Below are 22,001 nucleotides of genomic sequence, written 5' to 3' on the forward strand. Positions count from 1 at the left end.
AATCGGGTAGGGGCACTTTTGTTTTGTAGTTTCCCATATAATATCCTTCTTCATGTGAAGCCCAAGGAGTATTTTATCTTGTCTTCCAAGCGTAAGTCAAGAATTATAAATCTTCATTTTCATCGTCGAATTCATCGACAGGATCTTCGTCTGCCAAATCGTCGTCTTCCTCTTCAAAAAGCTCTTCTTCCTCAAGCTCTTCATCTTCGTCGAGGTCGGGATCAAGCTCTTCTTCGAGATCGTCTCCATCTTCTTCCGTGAACTCGTCGTCTTCGAAGATCGCGATCTCGTCCTCTTCGTATTCCTCGACAAGCTCTTCCTCTGCCTCGTAATCGTCGAAGTCGTCGTCGAGGATAACCTTTTTCTTTTTGCCGCCTTCTTGTGTCTCTTCGACGGTATCCGTCGGGTACCAGCGCTTCAGTCCCCAGTTGTTGTCGCCCAGGCAGACAAAACGGCCGTCAATGTTCACTTCGGTATATACTTGAGCGATGATAGCCATTTTTTCTTCTTCGTTCATTCCGCGCAGCTCGGCCAATTGATCCATCAAATCGCGAAAATTGTGGGTTTGATTGGTTTCACGCAAAATTTCGTATGCGATATCGACCAAAGCCATTTCGTTTAGTTTTTCACGTTCCAGATGTGCAAGTATTTGACTCACCCAAGGCACGTCCTTTCATTTAGAAAACTTGGGCCACTGTCAAGCTTTCGTGAAGCCGACCGAGCCTTCATGATAACCGATGCTAACTGATAACCCACGGCCACAGTTAACCAACAATAAATTGGCTATGATACAGTATTCCTTATTTTAGACGAAAATGCAAGGGATTCAAACGCCGGTTTTGGGCAAATCTCCCGTTACGCTTCAAATCGTTGGGAAATGCCGGCAAAACCTGTTGGGGAATCCCGGAATAACCAGACGGAAAAGACGGGAAGCGGCTGCCGCCTCGGGAGGGACAACCGCTTCCGCTATGTGCGAGATCCTTTGTTTTTACATGTTGCGGCGGTACTGCCCGCCCACTTCGTACAAAGCGGCGCTGATCTGTCCGAGCGACGCCACCTTCACGGTCTCCATCAGCTCGGCGAAAATATTACCACCGTTCATCGCCACTTCCTGCAATTTTTTCAAGGCGGCGGGAGCGGCGTCGCGGTTGCGCTCCTGGAAGGCCCGCAGGTTTTGAATCTGCTGCTCCTTTTCTTCTTCTGTCGCACGGGCCAGCTCAATCTCGTAGTCTTCCTCGGAGGCATTCGGATTGAGGAAGGTATTGACCCCGATAATCGGCAGCTCCCCGCTGTGCTTTTTCATCTCGTAGTACATCGACTCATCCTGGATCTTGCCGCGCTGATATTGCGTTTCCATCGCGCCGAGCACGCCCCCGCGCGAATTCAGCCGCTCAAACTCCTGCAGCACTGCTTCTTCGACCAGGTCGGTCAGCTCTTCGATGATGAACGAGCCTTGCAGCGGATTCTCGTTTTTCGCCAGCCCCATTTCCTTGTTGATGATCATCTGGATCGCCATCGCGCGGCGGACGGAATTTTCCGTCGGCGTCGTGATCGCTTCGTCGTAGGCGTTTGTATGCAAGGAATTGCAGTTGTCGTAAATGGCGATCAAAGCCTGCAGGGTCGTGCGAATGTCGTTGAAGTCCATCTCCTGGGCGTGCAGGGAGCGGCCCGATGTCTGAATGTGGTACTTCAGCTTTTGGCTGCGCTCGTTGCCGCCGTAGCGGTTTTTCATCACCGTCGCCCAGATGCGGCGGGCAACCCGTCCGATCACCGTATATTCGGGATCGAGACCGTTCGAGAAGAAAAACGACAGGTTCGGCGCAAAATCGTCAATGTGCATGCCGCGGCTGAGGTAGTACTCCACATAGGTAAAGCCGTTCGCCAGGGTAAAGGCAAGCTGTGTGATCGGGTTGGCACCCGCTTCCGCGATATGGTAGCCGGAAATGGAGACCGAGTAGTAATTGCGCACCTTGTGGTCGATAAAGTACTGCTGGATATCGCCCATCATCCGCAGGGCGAACTCCGTGGAAAAGATGCACGTGTTCTGCCCTTGATCCTCTTTCAAAATGTCCGCCTGGACCGTCCCGCGCACAGTAGAGAGGGTGTATGCCTTGATCTGTTCATACTCCTCCGGCGTGGGCTGCCGCCCCTCGCGCTGGGCAAACTTCTCCACCTGCTGGTCGATCGCCGTGTTCATGAATTTGGCCAAAATCATCGGAGCCGGTCCGTTGATCGTCATCGACACAGACGTCGTCGGAGCACACAAGTCAAAGCCGGCATACAGCTTCTTCATGTCGTCCAGCGTACAGACGCTGACGCCGCTTGTGCCGATTTTCCCGTAAATGTCCGGCCGGTAATCGGGGTCTTCCCCGTACAGCGTCACCGAATCAAATGCCGTGCTGAGCCGTTTGGCCTCGTCGTTTTGCGAAAGGAAGTGGAAGCGGCGATTGGTCCGCTCCGGTGTTCCCTCGCCGGCAAACTGGCGCTTGGGATCCTCTCCTTCCCGTTTGAACGGAAACACGCCTGCCGTATACGGATACTCGCCGGGAACATTTTCCTTGAGCGACCATTTCAAAATTTCGCCCCAATCCTGAAAATCCGGCAGGCTCACTTTCGGTATGCGGGTGCCTGACAGCGATTCCGTAAACAGCTTGGTCACGATCTCCTTGTCACGCACTTTGGTGACGAACTGATCCTGTTTGTACATTTCCTTCAGCTTCGGCCATTTGTCGAGAATTTGCTTGCATTCGGGATGAAGCTTGCTTTCAAAATGGGCGATCTGTCTGTCCAGAACCTCAGACACCTGCCGCGCATCCTCGTCTCCCGAGGCGAGCAGCGTCTCCTTGGCCCCGTGGAGCTGATACAGCTTGCGGGCGATGGCCGACTGCTCCTCGGTGAACTTCCGATGGCCGCGCACCGTGTTGGCAATTTCCTGCAAGTAGTTGTTCCGATCTGCTGGAATCAGCGACGGCTTGTGGGTTTTGACCGGAGTCGGATCGAGCTCGGACACCTGCCAATCTGCGCCCGTCTTTTCCACGATCTTGTGCATCAGGGCCGCAAACAGCACATTGGTTCCCGGATCGTTGAACTGGCTGGCGATGGTCCCGTACACCGGGATTTTTTCATCCGGCAGTTCAAATAGCTGGTGGTTGCGGCGATATTGCTTCCGCACCTCCCGCAACGCATCCTCCGAGCCTTTCCGCTCAAATTTGTTGATCGCGATCAGATCGGCAAAGTCGAGCATGTCGATTTTCTCCAGCTGAGACGGCGCACCAAACTCGCTGGTCATGACGTACATGGAGACATCGCACACGTCGGTTACCTGTGCATCCCCTTGGCCGATCCCGCTCGTTTCCACGATGACGAGATCGAACCCTGCGCTGCGGACTACACGGATTGCGTCCTTTACTGCAGCAGAGAGCTCGGAGCCGGATTGCCTGGTCGCCAGGCTGCGCATGTAGACGCGCGGCGTGTTGTTGGCGTTCATGCGGATGCGGTCGCCGAGCAAGGCACCCCCTGTCTTTTGCTTGGAGGGGTCGACAGAGAGGATCGCTACCGTTTTGTCTGCGTACGTCCGCAGAAAACGGCGAACCAGCTCATCGGTCAGAGAGCTTTTGCCGGCGCCGCCCGTACCGGTTATCCCAAGGACCGGCACTACTCGCTCCGGCTCGGCGAGACGCTCCTCGACAGGCGCGAACAGCTCTGGGTCTTGCACAGCGTACTCCGCCAGCGAGATAAGGCGGGCGACAGCCTGATGATTTTGCCGCTGAAGCTCTTCCACTTCATTGGTAAGCTGTTTGACCGTCGGGAAATCGCATTCGCGGATCATCATATTGATCATTCCCTGAAGACCGAGTCTCCGCCCGTCGTCCGGAGAAAAAATCTTGCACACGCCGTACTCTTCCAGCTCCCGTATCTCGCGAGGGACGATAACGCCGCCCCCGCCGCCAAAGAGCCGGATGTGCCCGGCGCCGCGTTCTTTTAAAGAATCGACGATATATTTAAAAAATTCAACGTGGCCGCCTTGATAGGAGCTGATGGCAATTCCCTGCACATCCTCCTGGATCGCGGCGGTCACAATGTCATTCACGGATCGGTTATGTCCGAGGTGGATTACTTCCACCCCGGACGACTGCAAAATACGGCGCATGATATTGATCGATGCGTCGTGACCGTCATACAGGCTGGCTGCGGTGACAAAACGAACCTTGTTTTGCGGGCGATACACTTCCGTTTCCATCGATTTCACTCTCCCCGAAAAATCAAGTGACGCGCTCACCGAGCAGCTGCATAAGACTACTCGGAAACGCTGATCTCGCGCAGAAGCAATGCCGTCTGTTTGTCTGTGTACTCCTCCAGCGTATAGTGGCGCTTTAGCGCCCAGCGGCGGAATACCCACATCTCCCCGAGCACCATGATGTTGTCTGCCATCAGTTTGACGTGCTTTTCATCGATGCCGATGGAGCCGTCTGCAATGCCTTTGCGCAATATCTCTTCAAAAATTTGCGTGATTTCTTCCTCGCGCCTCAGCACATAGCGAAGCGTTTCTTTCGGCAATGACTTGGATTCTTGATAGATCAGCAGGACGCGGTCGCTCATCTGGTCCATTACGCGGAAAAAGCTGCGCAAGGCAAGCTTCAGGTTTTTCAGGCCCGTTCCGTTAAAGGTGATGGCTTCACGCAAGCGGCTCTCCACTTCACCGTGAATCGCGTCACATACCAGATACAGGACGTCTTCCTTTGATTCGATATATTCATACAGGGTGCCGATGCTAAATCCTGACGCCCGGGCAATTTCACGCGTCGTTGTTTTGTGGAACCCCTTGTTGATAAACAGATCGACGGCAGCCTCGATAATCTGTTCGCGCCGTTTCTCGATCAGCTTGGGGTCCTTCACTAGCGACGGTATGTTTTTCTTCTTCTCCACGACATATCCACCTTTCCAACCGACTGAGCGTTTGGTCAGACAACATTTGGAAAAAGAAAGACCAAACGCGCTCTCTATGTTGATATCCACGTTATTATACGCCTGGAGAGCGCGGAAAGCCAATCTTTCTTTTTCCTGTCCGCAAGGTCCTTGTCTTTTCAGGATTTTTGCCCCCACCATTGCAGGATGATGCGTTCGGCGGCGCTGTAAGGGTCCTCCGCGCGGGAAGCCACCCGCTCCAGCGCTTCTGCGTGCCGACCGCTCTGAATTCCGGCTTGCAGCCGTTGAAAGAGACGGTCCCGGACGATATCCAATACTTCTTCTTGCAGATGGCGGGAACGGCGGGCATCCGCCTCGCCGGACTCGTGCAGAAACTGCTGGTGGCGGTCTATTTGCTGCCACAAATCAGCCATCCCCTGCCCGCTGGTGGAAACCGTTTTGACGATCGGCGGACGCCAAGGGGCGTCGTGCTTGGCAAGGTCGAGCATCTGCTCCACTTCGATCTGCAGCTTTTCCGTCCCCGGCAAATCTGCCTTGTTAATGACAAACAAGTCTGCGATCTCCATGATGCCTGCTTTGAACGCCTGCACCGAGTCTCCTCCGCCGGGATTGAGCACCACCGCTGTCGTATCGGCGATGCTCATCACGTCCAGCTCGGATTGGCCTACGCCGACCGTTTCGATCAGGACCACATCACAGCCGTAGGCGTCCAGTACCCGGACAGCGTCCCGCGTATTGGCGGAAAGGCCGCCGAGACTGCCGCGTGTTCCCATGCTGCGGATGAACACCCCTTTGTCCAACGCGTGATTTTGCATCCGCACACGGTCGCCGAGCAGCGCCCCGCCGGTGAACGGACTGGTCGGATCGACCGCGACCACCCCGATCTTCATCTCCAGCGAACGCAAATAGCCGATCAGACAGTCAACCAGAGAGCTTTTGCCGGCCCCAGGCGAACCCGTAATGCCGATCAGCCTGGCCCTGCCCGTATGGGGAAAAAGCTCTTTTAAAATCTGGTTCCGCTCCGGATAGTCGTTTTCGATACAGGTAATGGCCCGGGCCGCCCCGCGCACATCTCCTGCGAGAATGCGTCTAGTGATTTCGTGCATGAAACGCCCTCATCTCACCCTATACTGTTCGCTCTACTCCTTCAGCAGATAGTTGCTGATCACGACGCGCTGAATTTCGTTGGTTCCCTCGTAGATTTGCGTGATTTTCGCATCGCGCATGAAGCGTTCCACCGGGTACTCGCGAGTGTAGCCGTAGCCGCCGAATACTTGAACAGCCTCGGTTGTCACTTCCATCGCGATATCGCCGGCGAATACCTTGGACATGGCCGATGCTTTTCCGTAAGGCAGACCTTGATCCTCCAGCCAGGCAGCCTGATAAGTCAGGAGGCGGGCCGCTTCGATCTTGGTCGCCATATCCGCCAGCTTGAACTGTATCGCCTGCAGCGCCGCGATCGGCTTGCCGAACTGGTTGCGCTCCTTGGCGTAGTCGCGGGCGTGGTCAAAGGCACCCTGCGCGATTCCAAGCGCCTGGGCAGCGATGCCATTGCGTCCCCCGTCCAGCGTCATCATCGCGATCTTGAAGCCTTGCCCCTCTTCACCCAGCCTGTTTTCCAGCGGTACACGCACATCTTCGAAATTGACCGCAAGCGTCGGCGAGGAACGAATTCCCAGCTTTTTCTCCTTCTTGCCCATCGTGAAGCCTTCCATACCTTTTTCGACGATAAAAGCGGTAATCCCTTTATGCTTGAGCTCCGGCTGGGTGACGGCAAAGACGATGTAGATTTCCGCTTCCCCGGCATTGGTGATAAAAATTTTGCTGCCGTTCAGCACGTAGTGATCGCCGTCGCGAACGGCAGTAGTCTTCATCCCTGCCGAGTCAGAGCCGGACCCAGGCTCAGTCAGACAGTACGCCCCCATCTTTTTGCCTTCGGCGAGCGGGCGCAAAAATCGCTGCTTTTGCTCCTCTGTGCCGAATTTATAGATGGGCCAGCTTGCCAGCGAGACATGTGCCGACAGCGTAACGCCGATAGAAGCGTCTACCCGAGACAGCTCTTCTACCGCAATCACATAGCTGAGGTAATCGGCACCTGCGCCTCCGTACTGCTCCGGCCACGGAATGCCTGTCAGTCCCAGCTCGGCCATTTGCTCGAATATCGCTCTGTCAAACCGCTCTTCCTCATCCCGCTCTGCTGCAGTGGGAGCTACCTGGGTCTCGGCAAAATCGCGGATCATCTTGCGCAGCATCTCTTGTTCTTCGGTCAATTGAAAATTCATCGCTTCCACTCCCTGCGTCTCATTGTCCTAATCGCACAGCAAATGCTTGCCGATCACGATGCGCTGAATCTCGTTGGTTCCCTCGTAAATTTGCGTTACCTTGGCGTCCCGGAACAGCCTTTCAACCGGGTACTCGCGCGTGTAGCCGTACCCGCCGAAAACCTGCACAGCCTCGGTCGCCAGCTTCACGGCAGTATCGGAGGCGAATTTTTTTGCCATCGACGCCTCCATGCCGCACGGAAGTCCTTTGCTTCGCAGATCGGCTGCCCGATAAACAAGCAGTCTCGCCGCTTCCGCCATCGTCGCCATATCGGCCAGCTTGAAGGCGATCGCCTGCTGTTCGATGATCGGCCGTCCGAACTGCTTCCGTTCCTTGGCGTACTGCGTTGCGTACGCAAAGGCGGCCTCCGCGATCCCCAAAGCTTGGGCGGCAATCCCGATCCGGCCGACATCCAGATTCGCCATCGCGATGGTGAAGCCGTCTCCTTCTTCGCCCAGCAAATTTTCTGCAGGCACCCGGGCGTTGTCAAAAATCAGCTCCGTTGTGCTGGAGCCGTGCAGCCCCATTTTCTTTTCTTTTTTCCCTACTGAAAAACCGGGTGTGTCCTTGTCGACGATAAAGGCGGAGATTCCTCGCGTCCCCATCGACGGGTCTGTAACGGCAAAGGCGATGTAGACATCGGCTTCCCCGCCGTTGGTGATAAACACCTTGTTTCCATTCAAAACGAATGCGTCTCCATCCCGGACAGCCGAGGTGCGAATGCGCCCGGCGTCCGACCCGGCATTCGGCTCAGTCAGGGCAAAAGCCCCGAGCATTTTGCCCGCTGCCAGTTGCGGCACGTATTTGCGTTTTTGTTCGTCGGTGCCAAAGTACAAGATCGGGTTGGTACAAACCGACGTATGCACGGACAGGATCACCCCGACTGTCGCGCTCACTTTGGAAATCTCATGAATCGCCAGAATATACGACTGAAAATCAGCACCTGCACCGCCCCATTCTTCCGGAATGGGAATGCCCATCAAGCCGATCTCCCCCATCTTTTTCACGATCTCGCGGGGGAACTGTTCTGTCTCTTCCATGACCGGGATGAACGGAGCGATTTGCCTCTGGGCAAAATCACGGACCATGCGACGCATCATGTCCTGCTCTTCATTGAGTCGAAAATCCATGTCAGTCCTACCTTTCCCTATATGAATCCTCTCAGTTGTACACGTAAAACCCCCGACCGGATTTTTTGCCCAGCCAGCCTGCTTTTACGTACTTGCGTAGCAGCGGGCAGGGGCGGTATTTCGAGTCGCCGAAGCCTTCGTACAGCACCTCCATGATGTAGAGGCAGGTGTCCAGCCCGATAAAATCAGCGAGGGTAAGCGGCCCCATCGGGTGGTTCATGCCCAGCTTCATCACTTCATCGACAGCCTCCGGCGTAGCCACACCCTCGTATACGCAATAGATCGCTTCATTGATCATCGGCATCAGTACGCGGTTGGAAACGAAGCCGGGAAAGTCGTTGACGCTGACAGGCACCTTGCCCATCTGTTTGGACAAATCCTCGGTAAGCTGGTACACCTCGTCCGCTGTCTGAAGTCCGCGAATAATCTCCACCAGCTTCATGACCGGTACCGGATTCATAAAGTGCATTCCAATCACTTTCTCGGGACGGCTGGTCACGGCCGCAAGTTCTGTGATCGGCAGCGAGGAGGTGTTGGAGGCGAGAACTGCATGTGCCGGGCATACCGCATCCAGCTTTTTGAAGATTTCCGCCTTCACAGCCATGTTTTCGGTTACCGCTTCTACCACGAAATCGGCCTTCTCGCCATCGGCCAGATCGGTAGAAAGGGTGATGCGGCTGAGAATGTCCGCTTTTTCTTGCTCGCTCATCCGTCCCTTTTCCACATTGCGGGACAGGTTTTTATGGATCGTCCCAAGGCCGCGGTCCACAAACTCCTGTTTTACGTCGCTCAGGATCACTTGAAAGCCGGCCTGCGCCGATACTTGCGCAATCCCGCTGCCCATCTGCCCTGCTCCCACGACCATGATCGTTTGTACGTTCATATCCGCTCCTCCGTTTCGGCTATTCTACTTTGATCAAAATGGCGTCACCCTGGGCTGCCCCGCTGCAGATCGCTGCGACGCCAAGTCCGCCGCCCCGCCGCTTCAGCTCGTGAGCCAGATGGAGAACAATCCTCGCGCCGCTGGCTCCGATCGGATGGCCAAGCGCGATGGCTCCCCCGTTCACGTTTACCCTTTCTTCATCCCAGCCGACGATTTTTCCGCTGGTCAACGTGACAGCGGCAAAAGCTTCATTTACTTCAAACAATTCAATCTCTTCCAGGCGGGTGCCCGTCTTCTCCAGCAGCTTCTGGATTGCCAGCCCCGGCGTGGTGGCAATGTAGGGGGCTTCTGCTCCTGCCTGCGCGTGTCCCAGAATCGTGGCAAGCGGCTTGACCCCCGCTTCCGCGGCTCTCTCCTCTGACATCAGCACCATCGCTGCCGCGCCGTCGTTGATTCCTGGCGCATTGCCCGCAGTGATGGTTCCGTCCTTTTTGTAAACAGGAGGCAGCTTCGCAAGGCCTTCCAAAGTCGTGTCGGGCCTCGGTGCCTCGTCACGGGTGACCAGGAGCGGCTCTCCCCTTCGCTGGGGAACAGCTACCGGCACGATTTCTTCGTCAAACAAGCCGGCATTCATCGCCTGCACAGCACGCTGCTGGCTGCGATATGCCCAGCGATCCTGCTCCTCGCGCGTAATGCCGTACTCTTCGGCAACATTGCTGCCGTGTATCGCCATCGGGACCTGATCGAACGGACAGGTAAGGCCGTCGTGCATCATCAGATCCTGCAGCGCGGCGTCGCCCATCCGCAGTCCGTATCTCGCTCCAGCCAGCGCGTAAGGGGCGTTGCTCATGCTTTCCATGCCGCCCGCCACGATAATCTGTCCGTCGCCTGCGCGGATAATCTGGTCGCCCATCGTAACGGCCCGCATGCCGGATGCGCACACCTTGTTGATCGTCTGGCTGGCTACGCTCCACGGTACACCCGCTTTGCGCGCCGCCTGCCGGGAAGGGATTTGCCCTGCGCCAGCCTGCACGACCATGCCCATGATCACTTCATCGACCTGCTCTGCGGATACGCCTGATCGCTGCAGCGCTTCCCTGATCACGATCGCACCCAGATCTACTGCCGATACATCCTTCAATGAACCGCCAAGCTTTCCAAACGGAGTACGGGCTCCACCTGCAATCACCGTTTTCATCATCCGGTTCCTCCCTGTATGGTGACATCCAGAAAACCAAACTGAACGAGCGGTCGCTCATTTCTCTTCTCTCTTCATTTTGCCCCCTTCTTTCCGAATAGTCAATGAATATACAGCAGAAAACCTCGATTTTCGTCGAGTCCAATTTGCGCCAAGCCGGAACGGACTGGAAAAGGCTGGCCAACGCTCAAAAAACAGGCCTGACCGTAAAGCTGGGCAGGCCTGTTGTCTGTATGGTCTGTATGGTCTGTCTAGTCGGTATGTTGCTATGTCGGCTTATTGCTAAATTGCTATGTCGCTTTTGTCAGTTTTGTCTATATAGCTGTTACTGAATCGGCATCCAGCTTACCTTCCAGACGCCTTCTTGATTTTTGACCAAGCGGAAAGGGAGTGCTTCCCTGCCGTCTGAAAACTGCATGTAGACGATCGCTTCTGCCAGATACTTGGACTTTTGTCCGGAAGGGCTTTCCGGTTTTTGCTCCTTTGTCTCGAAGCCGATCACATGCGCTCTCAGATCTGCCAGCCGTTTTTGCGTGTTCTCCGCTCCTGCCGGGTCGTTTTTGACATCCTCCAGAAACGCCTCCAAAGAAGGCTTTGCGGAGTCGTCGCCGCCATCAGCGTAGAACGCGTATTGTGTGAGGAGGTCCCCTTCTTCTTCCGCATGGAGGTACAGCTTGAGGATGTCTGCCGGCTTCAGCCCGTACAAGACCCCATCCTTCTTTGTCTCCACAAACCCGAAATACGCGTTTTTTAATGAATCGCCAAGGTCAAGGACAGAGGGGGATGGACGCTCATTCAAAATCTCCATGCCGACGGTTCCGTTTGGCCGCATCATGTAAAAATAAATGTCGTTTTTCTCTCCCTGTACGTACTGAATCGAGTACATATACAGTTTTTTCTCTTTCCACCCGATGAAAAGATTGAGTCCGACCTTTCTGGCTTTTAGTCCTGTTTCATCGACTACGTATTCCGGCTCTTCGGGAACATATCCCTCCTGCTTGAAGAAGCTGATGTTCCAAAATTCATCAGCGCCATTTTCCAAATCCCCATTGTCATCAACGACATTGTAGGGCGCCTGGATTCGCTTTTTTACCTCTTCCTGCGTCAGTCCAATGCGCAAAGCCTCTTTGATCTCCTGCACCTTGTTTTGAATCTCCTCGTCGCTGGGGCCGCTTAGCTGGTCAGTGCCCGGCGGCTGTCCAATTCCCGGGGAAGTACCCGGTGCAGGTGGTGTTGGCGCCGTTCCTGCGGGGAGAGAAGGTGGATCGGCAGGAACCGGATCCACTGGACCAGGCCCAGTCGTCACATGCCCGCCGGGAGCCGGGTTGGATGGTCCAAAGAGTGGGCCAGAAAATAGCAGGAGCGATGCTGCTGCCACTGCCGCAGCCCCAACCTTATACAGGGAGCGATGCCCGAACTTTCGCTCGGCCGTTTTCTGTCCGCCCCGCGCCTTGCCCAAAATACGCTCCTCCAGCTCGGCGGTATCGTCCATTTCTCGCAGAATCGCCTGGTCAGCCGTCTGTTTAAATTCCCGCAGACGTTTTTCTAGATCCATTCCAGTCCCTCCTTTTCCAACTGTTCTCTCAGCTTTTGGCGCGCCCGATGCAAACGGGTATGGATCGCTCCCGCAGAAATATCCAGGATGTCGGCCATTTCCTCAATCGACAGCTCTTCATAGTAGTGGAGCACAATGATTTGCCGATGGGTGGGCGGCAGGCTCATCACCAGTCTGGCAAAGCGAATGCGGCTGTCGCTTTGCAGCACGGCGGACTCCGTATCCCCGACCACCTCTACATCCACCTCTGCGCGGAAAAACAGATGGCGAAAAGACCAGGAGCGCAAATATTTTTTCGATTCATTGACAGCAATTTTGTATACCCACGTCTGCATCGAGCTTTCCTCGCGAAAGGAAGAGAGATTCTTGTACGCTTTGAGAAAGACCTCCTGGGTAATGTCTTCCGCCAGATTTCGGTCTTTGACGATTAAGTAAACCAGCCGCAATATCTTTTTTACATAGCCGCGAACCAAACTTTCAAAGACAGCTTCCTTTGTTTTTTCCAACCGAATGTTGGCCTGTTCCAGCTTTCTCACTCCCCTCTCCTTTATTGATCCGGCTGGCGATGATTTCTTACATCGAACATACAGGTTTTTGAAAAAAAATCTCCTTGGCCCCCGTTTGAAGGGACAAGGAGATTGCAGGCCTCGCCGATCCGCTAGATGGCATCCGCGAGAATTTCCGCGATGTCGCGTGTCTTTACTTGCTCTTCCAGCTCTTTCATTTTTACGCCGTCGTTCATCATCGTCAGGCAGTACGGACAAGCGCTGGCGATGGCTGTCGGTTTGACCTCGAGGGCCTGCTCGGTGCGGGCGACGTTTACCCGCGTTCCTTCGTGCTCCTCCATCCACATCAGGCCTCCGCCTGCTCCGCAGCACATGCTGTCGCAGCCGCTTCGCTTCATCTCTGCGATTTCGACGCCCGGGATGGCCTCCAGTATTTGGCGGGGCCTGTCGTAAATCTCGTTGTAGCGGCCCAGATAGCAGGAGTCGTGGTAGGTGATCCGCTCTTTCACTTCTTTTGTCGGCTTGAGGCGGCCTTCGCGCACCCATTCGGCGAGAAGCTCGGAATGGTGGTACACCTCGGCCTCCAGGCCAAATTCCGGGTATTCGTTTTTAAACGTATTGAACGCATGCGGGTCGCAGGTGACGACCTTTTTCACGCCGTACGCCTGGAACAGCGCGATGTTTTCCTGCGCCAGCTGCTGGAACAAAAATTCGTTTCCGATGCGGCGGGCCGTATCGCCGGAGTTTTTCTCCTCATTGCCGAGAATGGCAAATTTGACGCCTGCCTCATGCATCAGCTTGACGAACGCCTGGGAAATCTTTTGGCTGCGAATGTCAAAGGAGCCCATCGAGCCTACCCAGAACAGGTATTCAAATTCTTCCGTGTTTTGTACGGTAGGAACTTCATATTGCCCGTTCAAGCCTTCGATCCATTTCATCCGGTCCTTGCGGTTGATCCCCCATGGGTTGCCCTGCCGCTCGATGTTGTTCAAGGCGCGCTGGGCTTCCTGCGGCATGCTGCCCTCGGTCATGACCAGATAGCGCCGCATATCGATGATTTTATCTACGTGCTCGTTCATCACCGGGCACTGGTCCTCGCAGTTGCGGCAGGTGGTACAAGCCCACAGCTCCTGCTCGGTAATGACGTCGCCGATCAGGTTTTTGTCGTAGATCGAAGCTGCTGCCCCCTCCGAGGCTGCTGCCGCTTCGCCAGCCTGAAACGCCAGCTGGTTTGCTGTCGCATTGGCGAACGCGAAGCTCGGCATCCACGGTGTGCGGGAGGTTACAACTGCTCCTTTTTCCGTCAGGTGGTCGCGCATCTTGGTGATCAGATCCATCGGGGAGAGCATTTTACCCGTGCCGGAAGCGGGACACATATTGGTGCAGCGGCCGCACTCCACACAAGCGTACAAATCGATCAGCTGCGTCTGGGTAAAGTCTTCGATTTTGCCTACCCCGAATACTTCTTGCGTTTCGTCCTCAAAATCGATGCTCGACAGCTTGCCTGCCGGCCCCAGCTTTTTAAACCAGACGTTGACCGGAGCAAAAATCAAGTGGGCGTGCTTGGATTGCGGCACGTAAACGGCAAAGGCAAGCAGGATCAGCAGGTGCAGCCACCAGAATACGTAAAACAGTGCGGCAGCCGCTGTCTCCGAGATTCCCGCGAATATTGCCGCGATGGCGGACGAGATCGGAGCAAAGCCGGATGCTTCGTGACCGAGCCAAAGCTGCTCAAAGGCCAGCGACAGCAAAACGGTAGCCATCAAGGTAGAGATGAACAAAAGCACCAGGCCGGACTTGAAGCCGCGTTTCAAGCGCTTCAGTTTTTCGACGTAGCGGCGGTAGAAGGCGTAGCCGACTGCTGCCAGAATCAAAAACGCCGTGATCTCCTGCATCAGGCTGAAGTACTTGTGAGCGCTGCCAAACGGCAGCTCGAAGCCTTTGACCAGCCCCTTGACGATCAGCTCGATCGCCCCGAACTGCAGGATAATAAAGCCGTAAAACATGACGACATGCATTACGCCGCTCTTCTTGTCCTTGAGCAGCTTTTTGTGAAAGACGACGTTTTCCAGCATCAGGTTGATGCGTGCGCCAAAGTCGTCCTTTACATCCGGCTTTTTCCCCAGTTTGATGAAGAGATACCGGCTGTACACCACATGGCATGCGAGGTACAAACCGTATGCGAGCACCAGAAAAAACGCGATGAGATTGATTAGAGCCAGCACGGTTCTCAGCTCCCCCTTTTTCGTGTTCGACTGTTGTTTTCTATCTTATCAGAACTGACAGAAAAAATGAATGACCATTCACTCATTATTTTTTCTTTCCTGAAGCTTGTCCAGACTGAGCGTTCGTTCAGGATAGCGTATGCACTGATCTTAACACATATGCTGCTCTCTCGTCATCTCCCTTTCTCCGGACGAACCGTTCCAGATGATGGTCGTGGCAAAGAAAAATCGCCTTGGAGCAAGCGAGCTGGACGGCTTCGCTTTTCCAAGGCGGTCTTTTGTACAAGAGCGGGTCGGGATGCTTTTTTCCGCTCGGAGCTATGTTTCATCAGTGTCCTGCTTCCGTTTGCCGATACTGGTTTTATGATCGGAGCCTGTTTTAATCCTCCGACGCTTGCCTCTCAGCCCACGGGCTACTGCAATCTCTCGTAGTTTGTTTCTCTGTCACGGCCCGCTTGCAAACTCCCGACGTTTGTTTGGCCGTAGCGGCCCGCTTCAGTCCCCAGACGCCTGTTTCTCCGTCGTGGCCTGCTTTTTCTCGCGCTGCTCCTGCCGCACATCGGCCAACGACTTGACCTTGGTCGCCTTGATCCGCTTGTTGCGGGCGAGACCTGTCGGCTCCAGATTGTCGGCTTCGTCTTTCATCAGCGCTGCAATGCCGACCGCTTTTCCTTTGGCCGCCTTGCAGTATTCGCAGTTCTCCTCGTCGTGGGCGTGATACTTCTTCGGCTCCGGATAGGACGTGATCACACCCTCAAAGTTGCGCAGCACGACTTTGTCGGCCGACTGTGAAACGATGTAGTTCGGCATGACCGGAATTTTGCCGCCGCCGTGCGGAGCGTCCACGACAAAGGTCGGGACGGCATAACCGGATGTATGGCCGCGCAGATGCTCGATGATTTCGATCCCTTTGCTGACCGGCGCGCGGAAGTGGCCGATCCCCTCGGAGAGGTCGCACTGATAGATGTAGTACGGACGGACACGAATTTTCACCAGATCGTGCACGAGTTTTTTCATCGTGTTCGGACAGTCGTTGATTCCGGCCAGGATAACCGCCTGGTTGCCCAGCGGCACGCCTGCGTTCGCCAGCATTTCACAGGCCTGCTTGGCTTCCGGAGTAATCTCCTTGGGATGGTTGAAGTGCGTATTCAGCCAAACCGGATGGTATTTTTTCAGGATGTTGCACAGGTTTTCCGTGATGCGCTGCGGGAAAACGACCGGAGCCCGCGTACCGATGCGGATGATTTCCACATGCGGGATTGCCCGCAAATTGCTGATGATATATTCCAGAATGCGGTCATTGATCAGAAGGCCGTCTCCGCCGGAGAGCAGCACGTCCCGCACTTCTGGCGTATTGCGGATATAGTCGATACAGGCGTCGAGCTGCTTCTTGGGAACACCCATGCCGATCTGGCCGGAGAACCGGCGGCGTGTACAGTAGCGGCAGTACATGGAGCACTGGTTGGTTACGAGAAACAGCACCCGATCAGGGTAGCGGTGAGTCAGCCCCGGCACCGGCGAGTCGGTATCCTCGTGGAGCGGGTCTTCCATATCGTATTTCGTCCGGACCATCTCGGAGGACAGCGGAACGGACTGCATCCGTACCGGGTCCTTCGGATCGTCTGGGTCCATCAGCATGGCGTAATAAGGGGTGATGTTGAGCGGAATGGTCTGGTTGGAGATGCGAACCCCTTCTTCTTCCTCCGGTGTCAGGTTGATCACTTGCTTCAATTCGTCCACGGTGCGAATGGTGTGGGTCAACTGCCACATCCAGTCGTTCCATTGTTCTTCCGTAACATCCTTCCACAATTCAATCTGGCGCCAGTCGCGCTTGGTGGCTACCGTCATGTCTGTCATCCCCTCTCATCGCGTGTCGATAACACGTGTTTCGCTCGACAAGTACGAGATGCAACACTCGTGCCAACCAAATCAAAAGATTCGGAAAATATGAAATACGCCTTAGTTATTGAACCAGCGATCCCTTACAAAACCGGGCTTTGCTGGCAATGCAATGAGTCTTTTCTTTTTGTTCTCCCAAGAGCCTGGACGGGTCTGCCCTCGTCTTTTCAGTCAATCTTGATGATCTCAACTGCCGAAAATTCGGCGCTGGGACGTTTGCTATCGATTCGCCCCGGATCGTTGCGACAGTTTGTACTGCAGCGTTTGGCGCGGAATCCCGAGCAATTTTGCTGCCCTCAGAATGTTCCCCTCCGTCTCTCGCATCGCCTGCTCGATCATCTGCTCTTCCACATCGCGGAGCACCTCCGGCAGGGAAAGCTGGCCGGTTTTCGGGACTAAACCCATACCTCGGGAGCTTTTTTCTGCGGGGAATAGAGCGATCCCGGACATCCTGTCGAGCAGATGGAGCGGCAAGTGCTCCGCTTCGATCAGATCGCCCTCCACCATGTTCATCGCCGCTTCGATCACGTGCTCCAGCTCGCGTACATTCCCGGGCCAGTCATATCTGGAAAACAGCGCGGATACTTCATCGCTTATCCCCTGCACCCGCATCTGGAATTTCTGATTGTACTTTTCGAGAAAATGACGTACCAGAAGGAAAACGTCCTCTCTGCGGTCACGGAGCGGCGGCAGCTCAAATGAAACGACATTGATCCGGTAGTACAGGTCTGTCCGCATCGCTCCCTTGCTGACCAGCGCCAGTGGCGGCTCATTGACGGCGGCAATTACCCTCACATCCACCCGGGTCGAATGGCTGCTGCCGATCCTGCGTATTTCCCCGTCCTGCAGTACGCGCAACAGCTTCGCCTGCAAATCGAGCGGCATGCTGTTCAGCTCATCGAGAAACAAAGTTCCTCCATCTGCCAGCTCGAACAATCCGGGCCTGTCATCTGCTCCGGTAAAGCTGCCTTTCACAGTCCCAAAAAGAAGACTCTCCAGCAGGGTAGCCGGGAGCGCCGCACAGTTTTGGGCAATAAACGGCTGGCTGCTTCGCGCAGATGCCTGATGAATCGACTGGACAAACAGTTCCTTGCCTGTCCCTGTCTCGCCATAGATCAACACAGGAGACGAGGTTCTCGCTGCCCGCCTTGCCCGATCGATCAGCTGCATCATCCGATCATTGTCGGTCAAAATATCGGCAAAGTGAAAGGAGAGTCCGTCTCCGACGGCTTTCTGCCCCCGCTTTGCCTTTTTCGGCTTGCTGATTTTTGCCTGGAGATCCAGCAGCTTTTCCGAAAGCTCCTTGAGCTTCCCGATATCCTTGGCTACCTCCACCGCACCCACGAGCCGTTTGCCGACCCGGACCGGGAGCGTCGTATTGATCGTCTCCACTCTCACGCCCCGCCAGTTGGTGTACGCCTGAGGCTTGTTGAAAATCGGCTCGCCGTTTGCAATCACTGTCAGCAGTGTGCTGGAGTGCCGATCAAGCGACGGGAAAACCTCAAGCAGCGGCTTGCCCAATACCTCTTCTGGTGTAAGCCCGTCCAGCTTTGCGGCGACGTGGTTGTAAAAAATCGAGATGCCATTGGCATCGACGACGTGAATTCCTTCATCAATAGCTCCCAAAATGGCCTGCAGCATTTCCACCGTTTCCGACATTGGCATCCGCCCGCATACCTCCTTTTACACAAGCTGCCAAAAAATCATCACTATGCCGAATATTCAGCACTTTATCGTTGGCGTTCAATCTGAGCCGCGACGACAATCGTATAGAGAACATGCCCGACGATCCAGATGAGAAACGCGACAAATGACATCGGTGTGCCGCTAAGCAGACTGAAGGGCAGGTAGGCCACCGTAAAAGCTAGTGCCCAATACAGCAGAAATCGAACTGTTGCACGGCGATCGCGGGGGTAGAAATACGCCATGAAAAACACGACGACCACGCTGATCAGCAGGTGAATCAATAATTCGATGACGGATGGAAGCCCGGCCATTCCCGGCACATAGCTGACATCGATCAAGACGGCAAACGTGGATGTTCCAAACAGCCCATCGCACAAAGCCAGAAATGCTGCAAGAATCAGACCGGCGATCAAGCCGTTGACCAAGACAAAGGTCATTTTCTGTTCCCTCCTCTGCCGCAAGCTACCCCTATTGTACAGGAAGAAAGACCGCTCATGAAAGGGCGGTCTTCGTCATCAGCACGTGTCCGTCCGGTTTCTTGTTCATTGCCAGCTTATCTGCAGGGAAATTTCGTGGTCTCCCGCATATTGCTCGTTCAACCAGAGCTGGTAAGAGATTTGGATCACGGACGGTCGTTCATTTTCATCATTTCTTTTCATCTTGTACACATTGATTTCCATAGAGAAAATCCCGTGGGGACTGTGGTACGTCGTGCGGTCCGTTTCTCCCTTTTGAAACCGTTGCTTCGTCTGTATTGCCCCCTGCCGCAGGAGGGAGATGCTCTGCTGCGAAAATTTCCAGACGGTGTTGACCTCTCCGGCGCCCTCCATCTGTTCTTTATAGGTAAGATACCAGTCGCTTCCTTTTTGCGTGCAGCGACCAAGGTATTGATGGGTATCTTCTTGCCATTCATCGTACATTTTATGCCTGGATGTCAATTCAACATTTACTTCTTGCATGTTCAGACGGTCCTCGCTTTCCGGACAGCTATTTCCTCGTCCATTCTACGCCCCGCGCTCTTTTGTTGCAACCATCGATTCCTCCTGCGGCAGTCTGAGCAGGTAGGGCATGGATACGCCAACTCCAACTGCTGCCAGCAGCAATAGCCCAGCCAGGACGAGATAGCCGACGCCCGCTCCCGTACTGTCGACCATAAAGGTGAACAGCCCGATCAGGAGCAGACGCATCGCCATCCCGGCAGAGTTGAAAAAGCTCATCACTCTGCCCATCACCTGTTTCGGCACTACGTTCATATAAAGCGTCTGGCGGACCAGCCGCACCGAAGCATTGCACCAGCCGAAAAATACGGAAGCAGCTACAAACCCCCACCCCTGCGCGATTGCTACCATCGCTATCGTCGCTATCGCAAACAGCAGCGTGTTGCCCACCATGGCAGACAGCTGACCCGTTTTTTTGACGATGACGGAGACGAGGAAGCCTGCTCCTACAGCGCCTATCGCATACGTGACTTCACCCATCGAGAAAATATCCACTTCCGCCCTCAAGGACTGATTGACGTAGACAGGAGCCAGCAGGTTGCTGGCCATGACCGCTATGAACGGCATCATGGCAGAGAGTCCGAAGATGAGAAAGCCGCGCTTGGAGCGGATGTACTCCCAGCTTTGATACAGCTGGCCGGTCCAGGAGACGCTGCTGTTCTTTTTCGCCTCTGCTTCCAGAGTAAAAGTATAGGACATCGTCGACATCAGCAGGTAGGCGATCAAATATGTAAGTGCATTGATTAAAAGGACGATGTGAAGGCCGAACAGGTTTAGCAAAAACCCCGCAAAGGCGCCAGCCAGTACGGTCGCAGTCTGTCCTTCTACCTCCAGCAGGCTGTTGATGTCGTTGTAGTGCCTGGGGGAAAAGCTTTCCTGCACCAATGCGGCCTGTGCGGGATAGTGAATTTGATACATCAGGGTGGTCACCAGATAGACGGTGATCAGCATCCATTCCGCATAGGAACCGTAAAATCCCCAGATGGCGAGAATTCCCAGGACGGTAAAGCCGATGGCATGCTCTGCCAGCATCATCCTCTTTCGGGACAACCGGTCGATCAACGTGCCGATATACGGTCCGATAAAGAACATCAGCACAGCGGAAGTGAACATGGTCGTTCCTAACAGCTCGGCTGAGCCGGTGGACTCGACCAGGTACCAGGCGATACCGATCATGGTCATTCCTTGGCCGAATCCGGAAAACAGATTGGAGAAAAACAGCTTTTTGAATTCGCGGTTGCTGAATACCTCTTTCATGGCTGACAGCCCCTTTTTTCTTCGATCCTCTTTTTATCATAATAGCTAGAATATTCTATTTTGTAAATAAAAATGTTTATTATGTGCGCTGGTCTTGCTTAAAAACCCCTTTATTCCGGCTTTGGGGGAGGAGATGAAAGAGGAGAAAAACGCTACAGGTTCGGTGGGACACCTGCTGGGGGTTTGACTGGCCGACTCCATTCCAAAAGTGGAACCGCGTCCAAAAGCAGCTCTTTCAGGGAGCGTCTCAGAGTTGGACGCTAAAGGCGTGTTCCACTTTTGGAATGAAGTCTTGGATGGTGTCCCAAAGACCTTCGCGTTTTTCTCCTCTTTCATCTCTAGAGCTGCTTTCGTTTATAGGGGCTGGTTTTCATGAAGCCACAGGAGAAGGACCTTGGTTCCTTACGTTTTTATAATCAAATTAATATAATCGAAAACGCCTCCGGCAAAAAACCGAAGGCGTTTCTGGTTGACATCATGGATGAATCGCATCCATATGTTATCGCTTTGCTGTGATTCGCAGCAAAACTTTATTTGACGAAGCCCAAAATCAATTCGCGCAGGATTTTGGACGCGACGATTTGGGTCATTTCGCTGTGGTCGTAGACCGGTGCTACTTCGACCAGGTCGCAGCCGATGACGTTGGCTCCGTTTTTGGACATAAAGTGGATGGTGTCGAGCAGCTCGCGGGACGTAATGCCGCCCGCTTCTGTCGTTCCCGTTCCTGGCGCATGGGCAGGGTCCAGCACGTCGATGTCGATGGTCAGGTAGATCGGGCGGTTGCCGATGGTCGGCAGCACTTGCTTCACCGGTTCCAGGACATCGTATTTGTACAGGTGCATGTTTTCCTTGGCCCATTCGAATTCTTCCTTCATGCCGCTGCGGATGCCGAAGGAGTAGACGTTTTTCCCGCCGATGAGATCGCACGCCTTTTTGATCGGCGTAGAGTGGGAATACGGATAGCCCTCGTAGTGATCACGCAGGTCGGTATGGGCATCGAAGTGGAAAATGACCAGATCGGACTTGTACTTTTCGTAAACGGCTTGAAACACTGGCCAGGAGACCAGATGCTCGCCGCCGAGCCCGATCGGCATTTTGCCGTCTGCCAGCACTCTGCGGACAAACTCGCGAATCGCGTCGAGGCTTCCCTCGACATTGCCGAATGGCAGCGGAATATCGCCCGCATCAAAGTATTTTACGTCTTCCAGCAGCCTGTCCAGGTACGGGCTGTACTCTTCAAGGCCGATGGAGACCTCGCGAATGCGGCCTGGGCCAAAACGGGAGCCCGGACGGAAGCTCACTGTCCAGTCCATCGGCATGCCGTAGATGACTGCCTGGCTTTCCTCGTAGTTGGCGTGGCTGCGGATAAACACGTTGCCCGAGTATGCTTCGTCAAAACGCATGAATTCAGCCCTC

18 protein-coding genes are annotated in these 22,001 nt (G+C 54.6%); 1 reads left to right on the forward strand and 17 read right to left on the reverse strand.

The annotated features are described in order from the left end of the window. Positions 1-103: 103 nt before the first annotated feature. The 16 genes from rpoE to NST96_RS25670 form a co-directional block, all read right to left on the reverse strand. Complete coding sequence (rpoE, locus tag NST96_RS25595) at positions 104-658, reverse strand: DNA-directed RNA polymerase subunit delta (RefSeq protein ID WP_003388457.1); 555 nt, start codon at positions 656-658, stop codon at positions 104-106. Between the two features lie 330 nt (positions 659-988). Further along, positions 989-4,240: a fused isobutyryl-CoA mutase/GTPase IcmF gene (gene icmF / locus NST96_RS25600; RefSeq protein ID WP_003388458.1), complete on the reverse strand. Its 3,252-nt coding sequence runs from the start codon at positions 4,238-4,240 to the stop codon at positions 989-991. 56 nt (positions 4,241-4,296) lie between these two features. Then, positions 4,297-4,926, reverse strand: a complete 630-nt coding sequence (locus NST96_RS25605) for a TetR/AcrR family transcriptional regulator (protein ID WP_003388459.1) — start codon at positions 4,924-4,926, stop codon at positions 4,297-4,299. A 158-nt stretch (positions 4,927-5,084) separates the two neighbouring features. Then, the gene (gene meaB, locus NST96_RS25610) at positions 5,085-6,032 is read right to left on the reverse strand and encodes a methylmalonyl Co-A mutase-associated GTPase MeaB (RefSeq protein ID WP_024983746.1); all 948 of its coding nucleotides are present in this window, start codon (positions 6,030-6,032) and stop codon (positions 5,085-5,087) included. Between the two features lie 33 nt (positions 6,033-6,065). Then, positions 6,066-7,208: an acyl-CoA dehydrogenase gene (locus NST96_RS25615; protein WP_003388464.1), complete on the reverse strand. Its 1,143-nt coding sequence runs from the start codon at positions 7,206-7,208 to the stop codon at positions 6,066-6,068. Between the two features lie 27 nt (positions 7,209-7,235). Beyond that, complete coding sequence (locus NST96_RS25620; RefSeq protein WP_172920732.1) at positions 7,236-8,378, reverse strand: acyl-CoA dehydrogenase; 1,143 nt, start codon at positions 8,376-8,378, stop codon at positions 7,236-7,238. A 31-nt stretch (positions 8,379-8,409) separates the two neighbouring features. Further along, positions 8,410-9,261 (reverse strand): 3-hydroxybutyryl-CoA dehydrogenase, encoded by an 852-nt coding sequence (locus tag NST96_RS25625; protein ID WP_243014412.1) that lies wholly within the window; start codon positions 9,259-9,261, stop codon positions 8,410-8,412. Positions 9,262-9,280: 19 nt separating this feature from the next. After that, positions 9,281-10,459, reverse strand: coding sequence for an acetyl-CoA C-acetyltransferase (locus tag NST96_RS25630; protein WP_031932684.1), 1,179 nt, complete (start codon positions 10,457-10,459; stop codon positions 9,281-9,283). 325 nt (positions 10,460-10,784) lie between these two features. Further along, the gene (locus NST96_RS25635) at positions 10,785-12,014 is read right to left on the reverse strand and encodes a hypothetical protein (RefSeq protein WP_024983743.1); all 1,230 of its coding nucleotides are present in this window, start codon (positions 12,012-12,014) and stop codon (positions 10,785-10,787) included. Next, complete coding sequence (locus tag NST96_RS25640; protein ID WP_003388473.1) at positions 12,005-12,550, reverse strand: sigma-70 family RNA polymerase sigma factor; 546 nt, start codon at positions 12,548-12,550, stop codon at positions 12,005-12,007. The genes NST96_RS25635 and NST96_RS25640 overlap by 10 nt, the downstream gene beginning before the upstream one ends. Positions 12,551-12,672: 122 nt before the next feature. Continuing rightward, positions 12,673-14,745 carry a heterodisulfide reductase-related iron-sulfur binding cluster gene (locus NST96_RS25645; RefSeq protein WP_342404991.1) on the reverse strand — a complete coding sequence of 691 codons (2,073 nt, stop codon included), beginning with the start codon at positions 14,743-14,745 and terminating at the stop codon, positions 12,673-12,675. A gap of 495 nt (positions 14,746-15,240) precedes the next feature. Then, on the reverse strand, positions 15,241-16,593 hold the full coding sequence (gene ablA, locus NST96_RS25650; RefSeq protein WP_081924368.1) for a lysine 2,3-aminomutase: 1,353 nt from the start codon (positions 16,591-16,593) through the stop codon (positions 15,241-15,243). Between the two features lie 270 nt (positions 16,594-16,863). Then, on the reverse strand, positions 16,864-18,309 hold the full coding sequence (locus NST96_RS25655) for a sigma 54-interacting transcriptional regulator (protein ID WP_122957959.1): 1,446 nt from the start codon (positions 18,307-18,309) through the stop codon (positions 16,864-16,866). 65 nt (positions 18,310-18,374) lie between these two features. Further along, positions 18,375-18,767: a hypothetical protein gene (locus NST96_RS25660; protein ID WP_003388477.1), complete on the reverse strand. Its 393-nt coding sequence runs from the start codon at positions 18,765-18,767 to the stop codon at positions 18,375-18,377. A 105-nt stretch (positions 18,768-18,872) separates the two neighbouring features. Further along, on the reverse strand, positions 18,873-19,289 hold the full coding sequence (locus tag NST96_RS25665) for a DUF1934 domain-containing protein (RefSeq protein WP_039071515.1): 417 nt from the start codon (positions 19,287-19,289) through the stop codon (positions 18,873-18,875). A gap of 45 nt (positions 19,290-19,334) precedes the next feature. Then, the gene (locus NST96_RS25670; RefSeq protein ID WP_003388479.1) at positions 19,335-20,585 is read right to left on the reverse strand and encodes an MFS transporter; all 1,251 of its coding nucleotides are present in this window, start codon (positions 20,583-20,585) and stop codon (positions 19,335-19,337) included. Positions 20,586-20,957: 372 nt separating this feature from the next. On the opposite strand from NST96_RS25670, the gene NST96_RS25675 reads away from it, so the two are divergent. Beyond that, positions 20,958-21,101, forward strand: a complete 144-nt coding sequence (locus NST96_RS25675; protein WP_279041660.1) for a hypothetical protein — start codon at positions 20,958-20,960, stop codon at positions 21,099-21,101. 14 nt (positions 21,102-21,115) lie between these two features. On the opposite strand, the gene speB is transcribed toward NST96_RS25675, so the two are convergent. Beyond that, positions 21,116-21,988: an agmatinase gene (gene speB, locus NST96_RS25680; RefSeq protein WP_039071513.1), complete on the reverse strand. Its 873-nt coding sequence runs from the start codon at positions 21,986-21,988 to the stop codon at positions 21,116-21,118. Between the last annotated feature and the right edge of the window lie 13 nt (positions 21,989-22,001).

Origin of the sequence: Brevibacillus sp. FSL K6-2834 (genome assembly GCF_038592925.1) — a bacterium.
GTDB classification, from domain to species: domain Bacteria; phylum Bacillota; class Bacilli; order Brevibacillales; family Brevibacillaceae; genus Brevibacillus; species Brevibacillus borstelensis.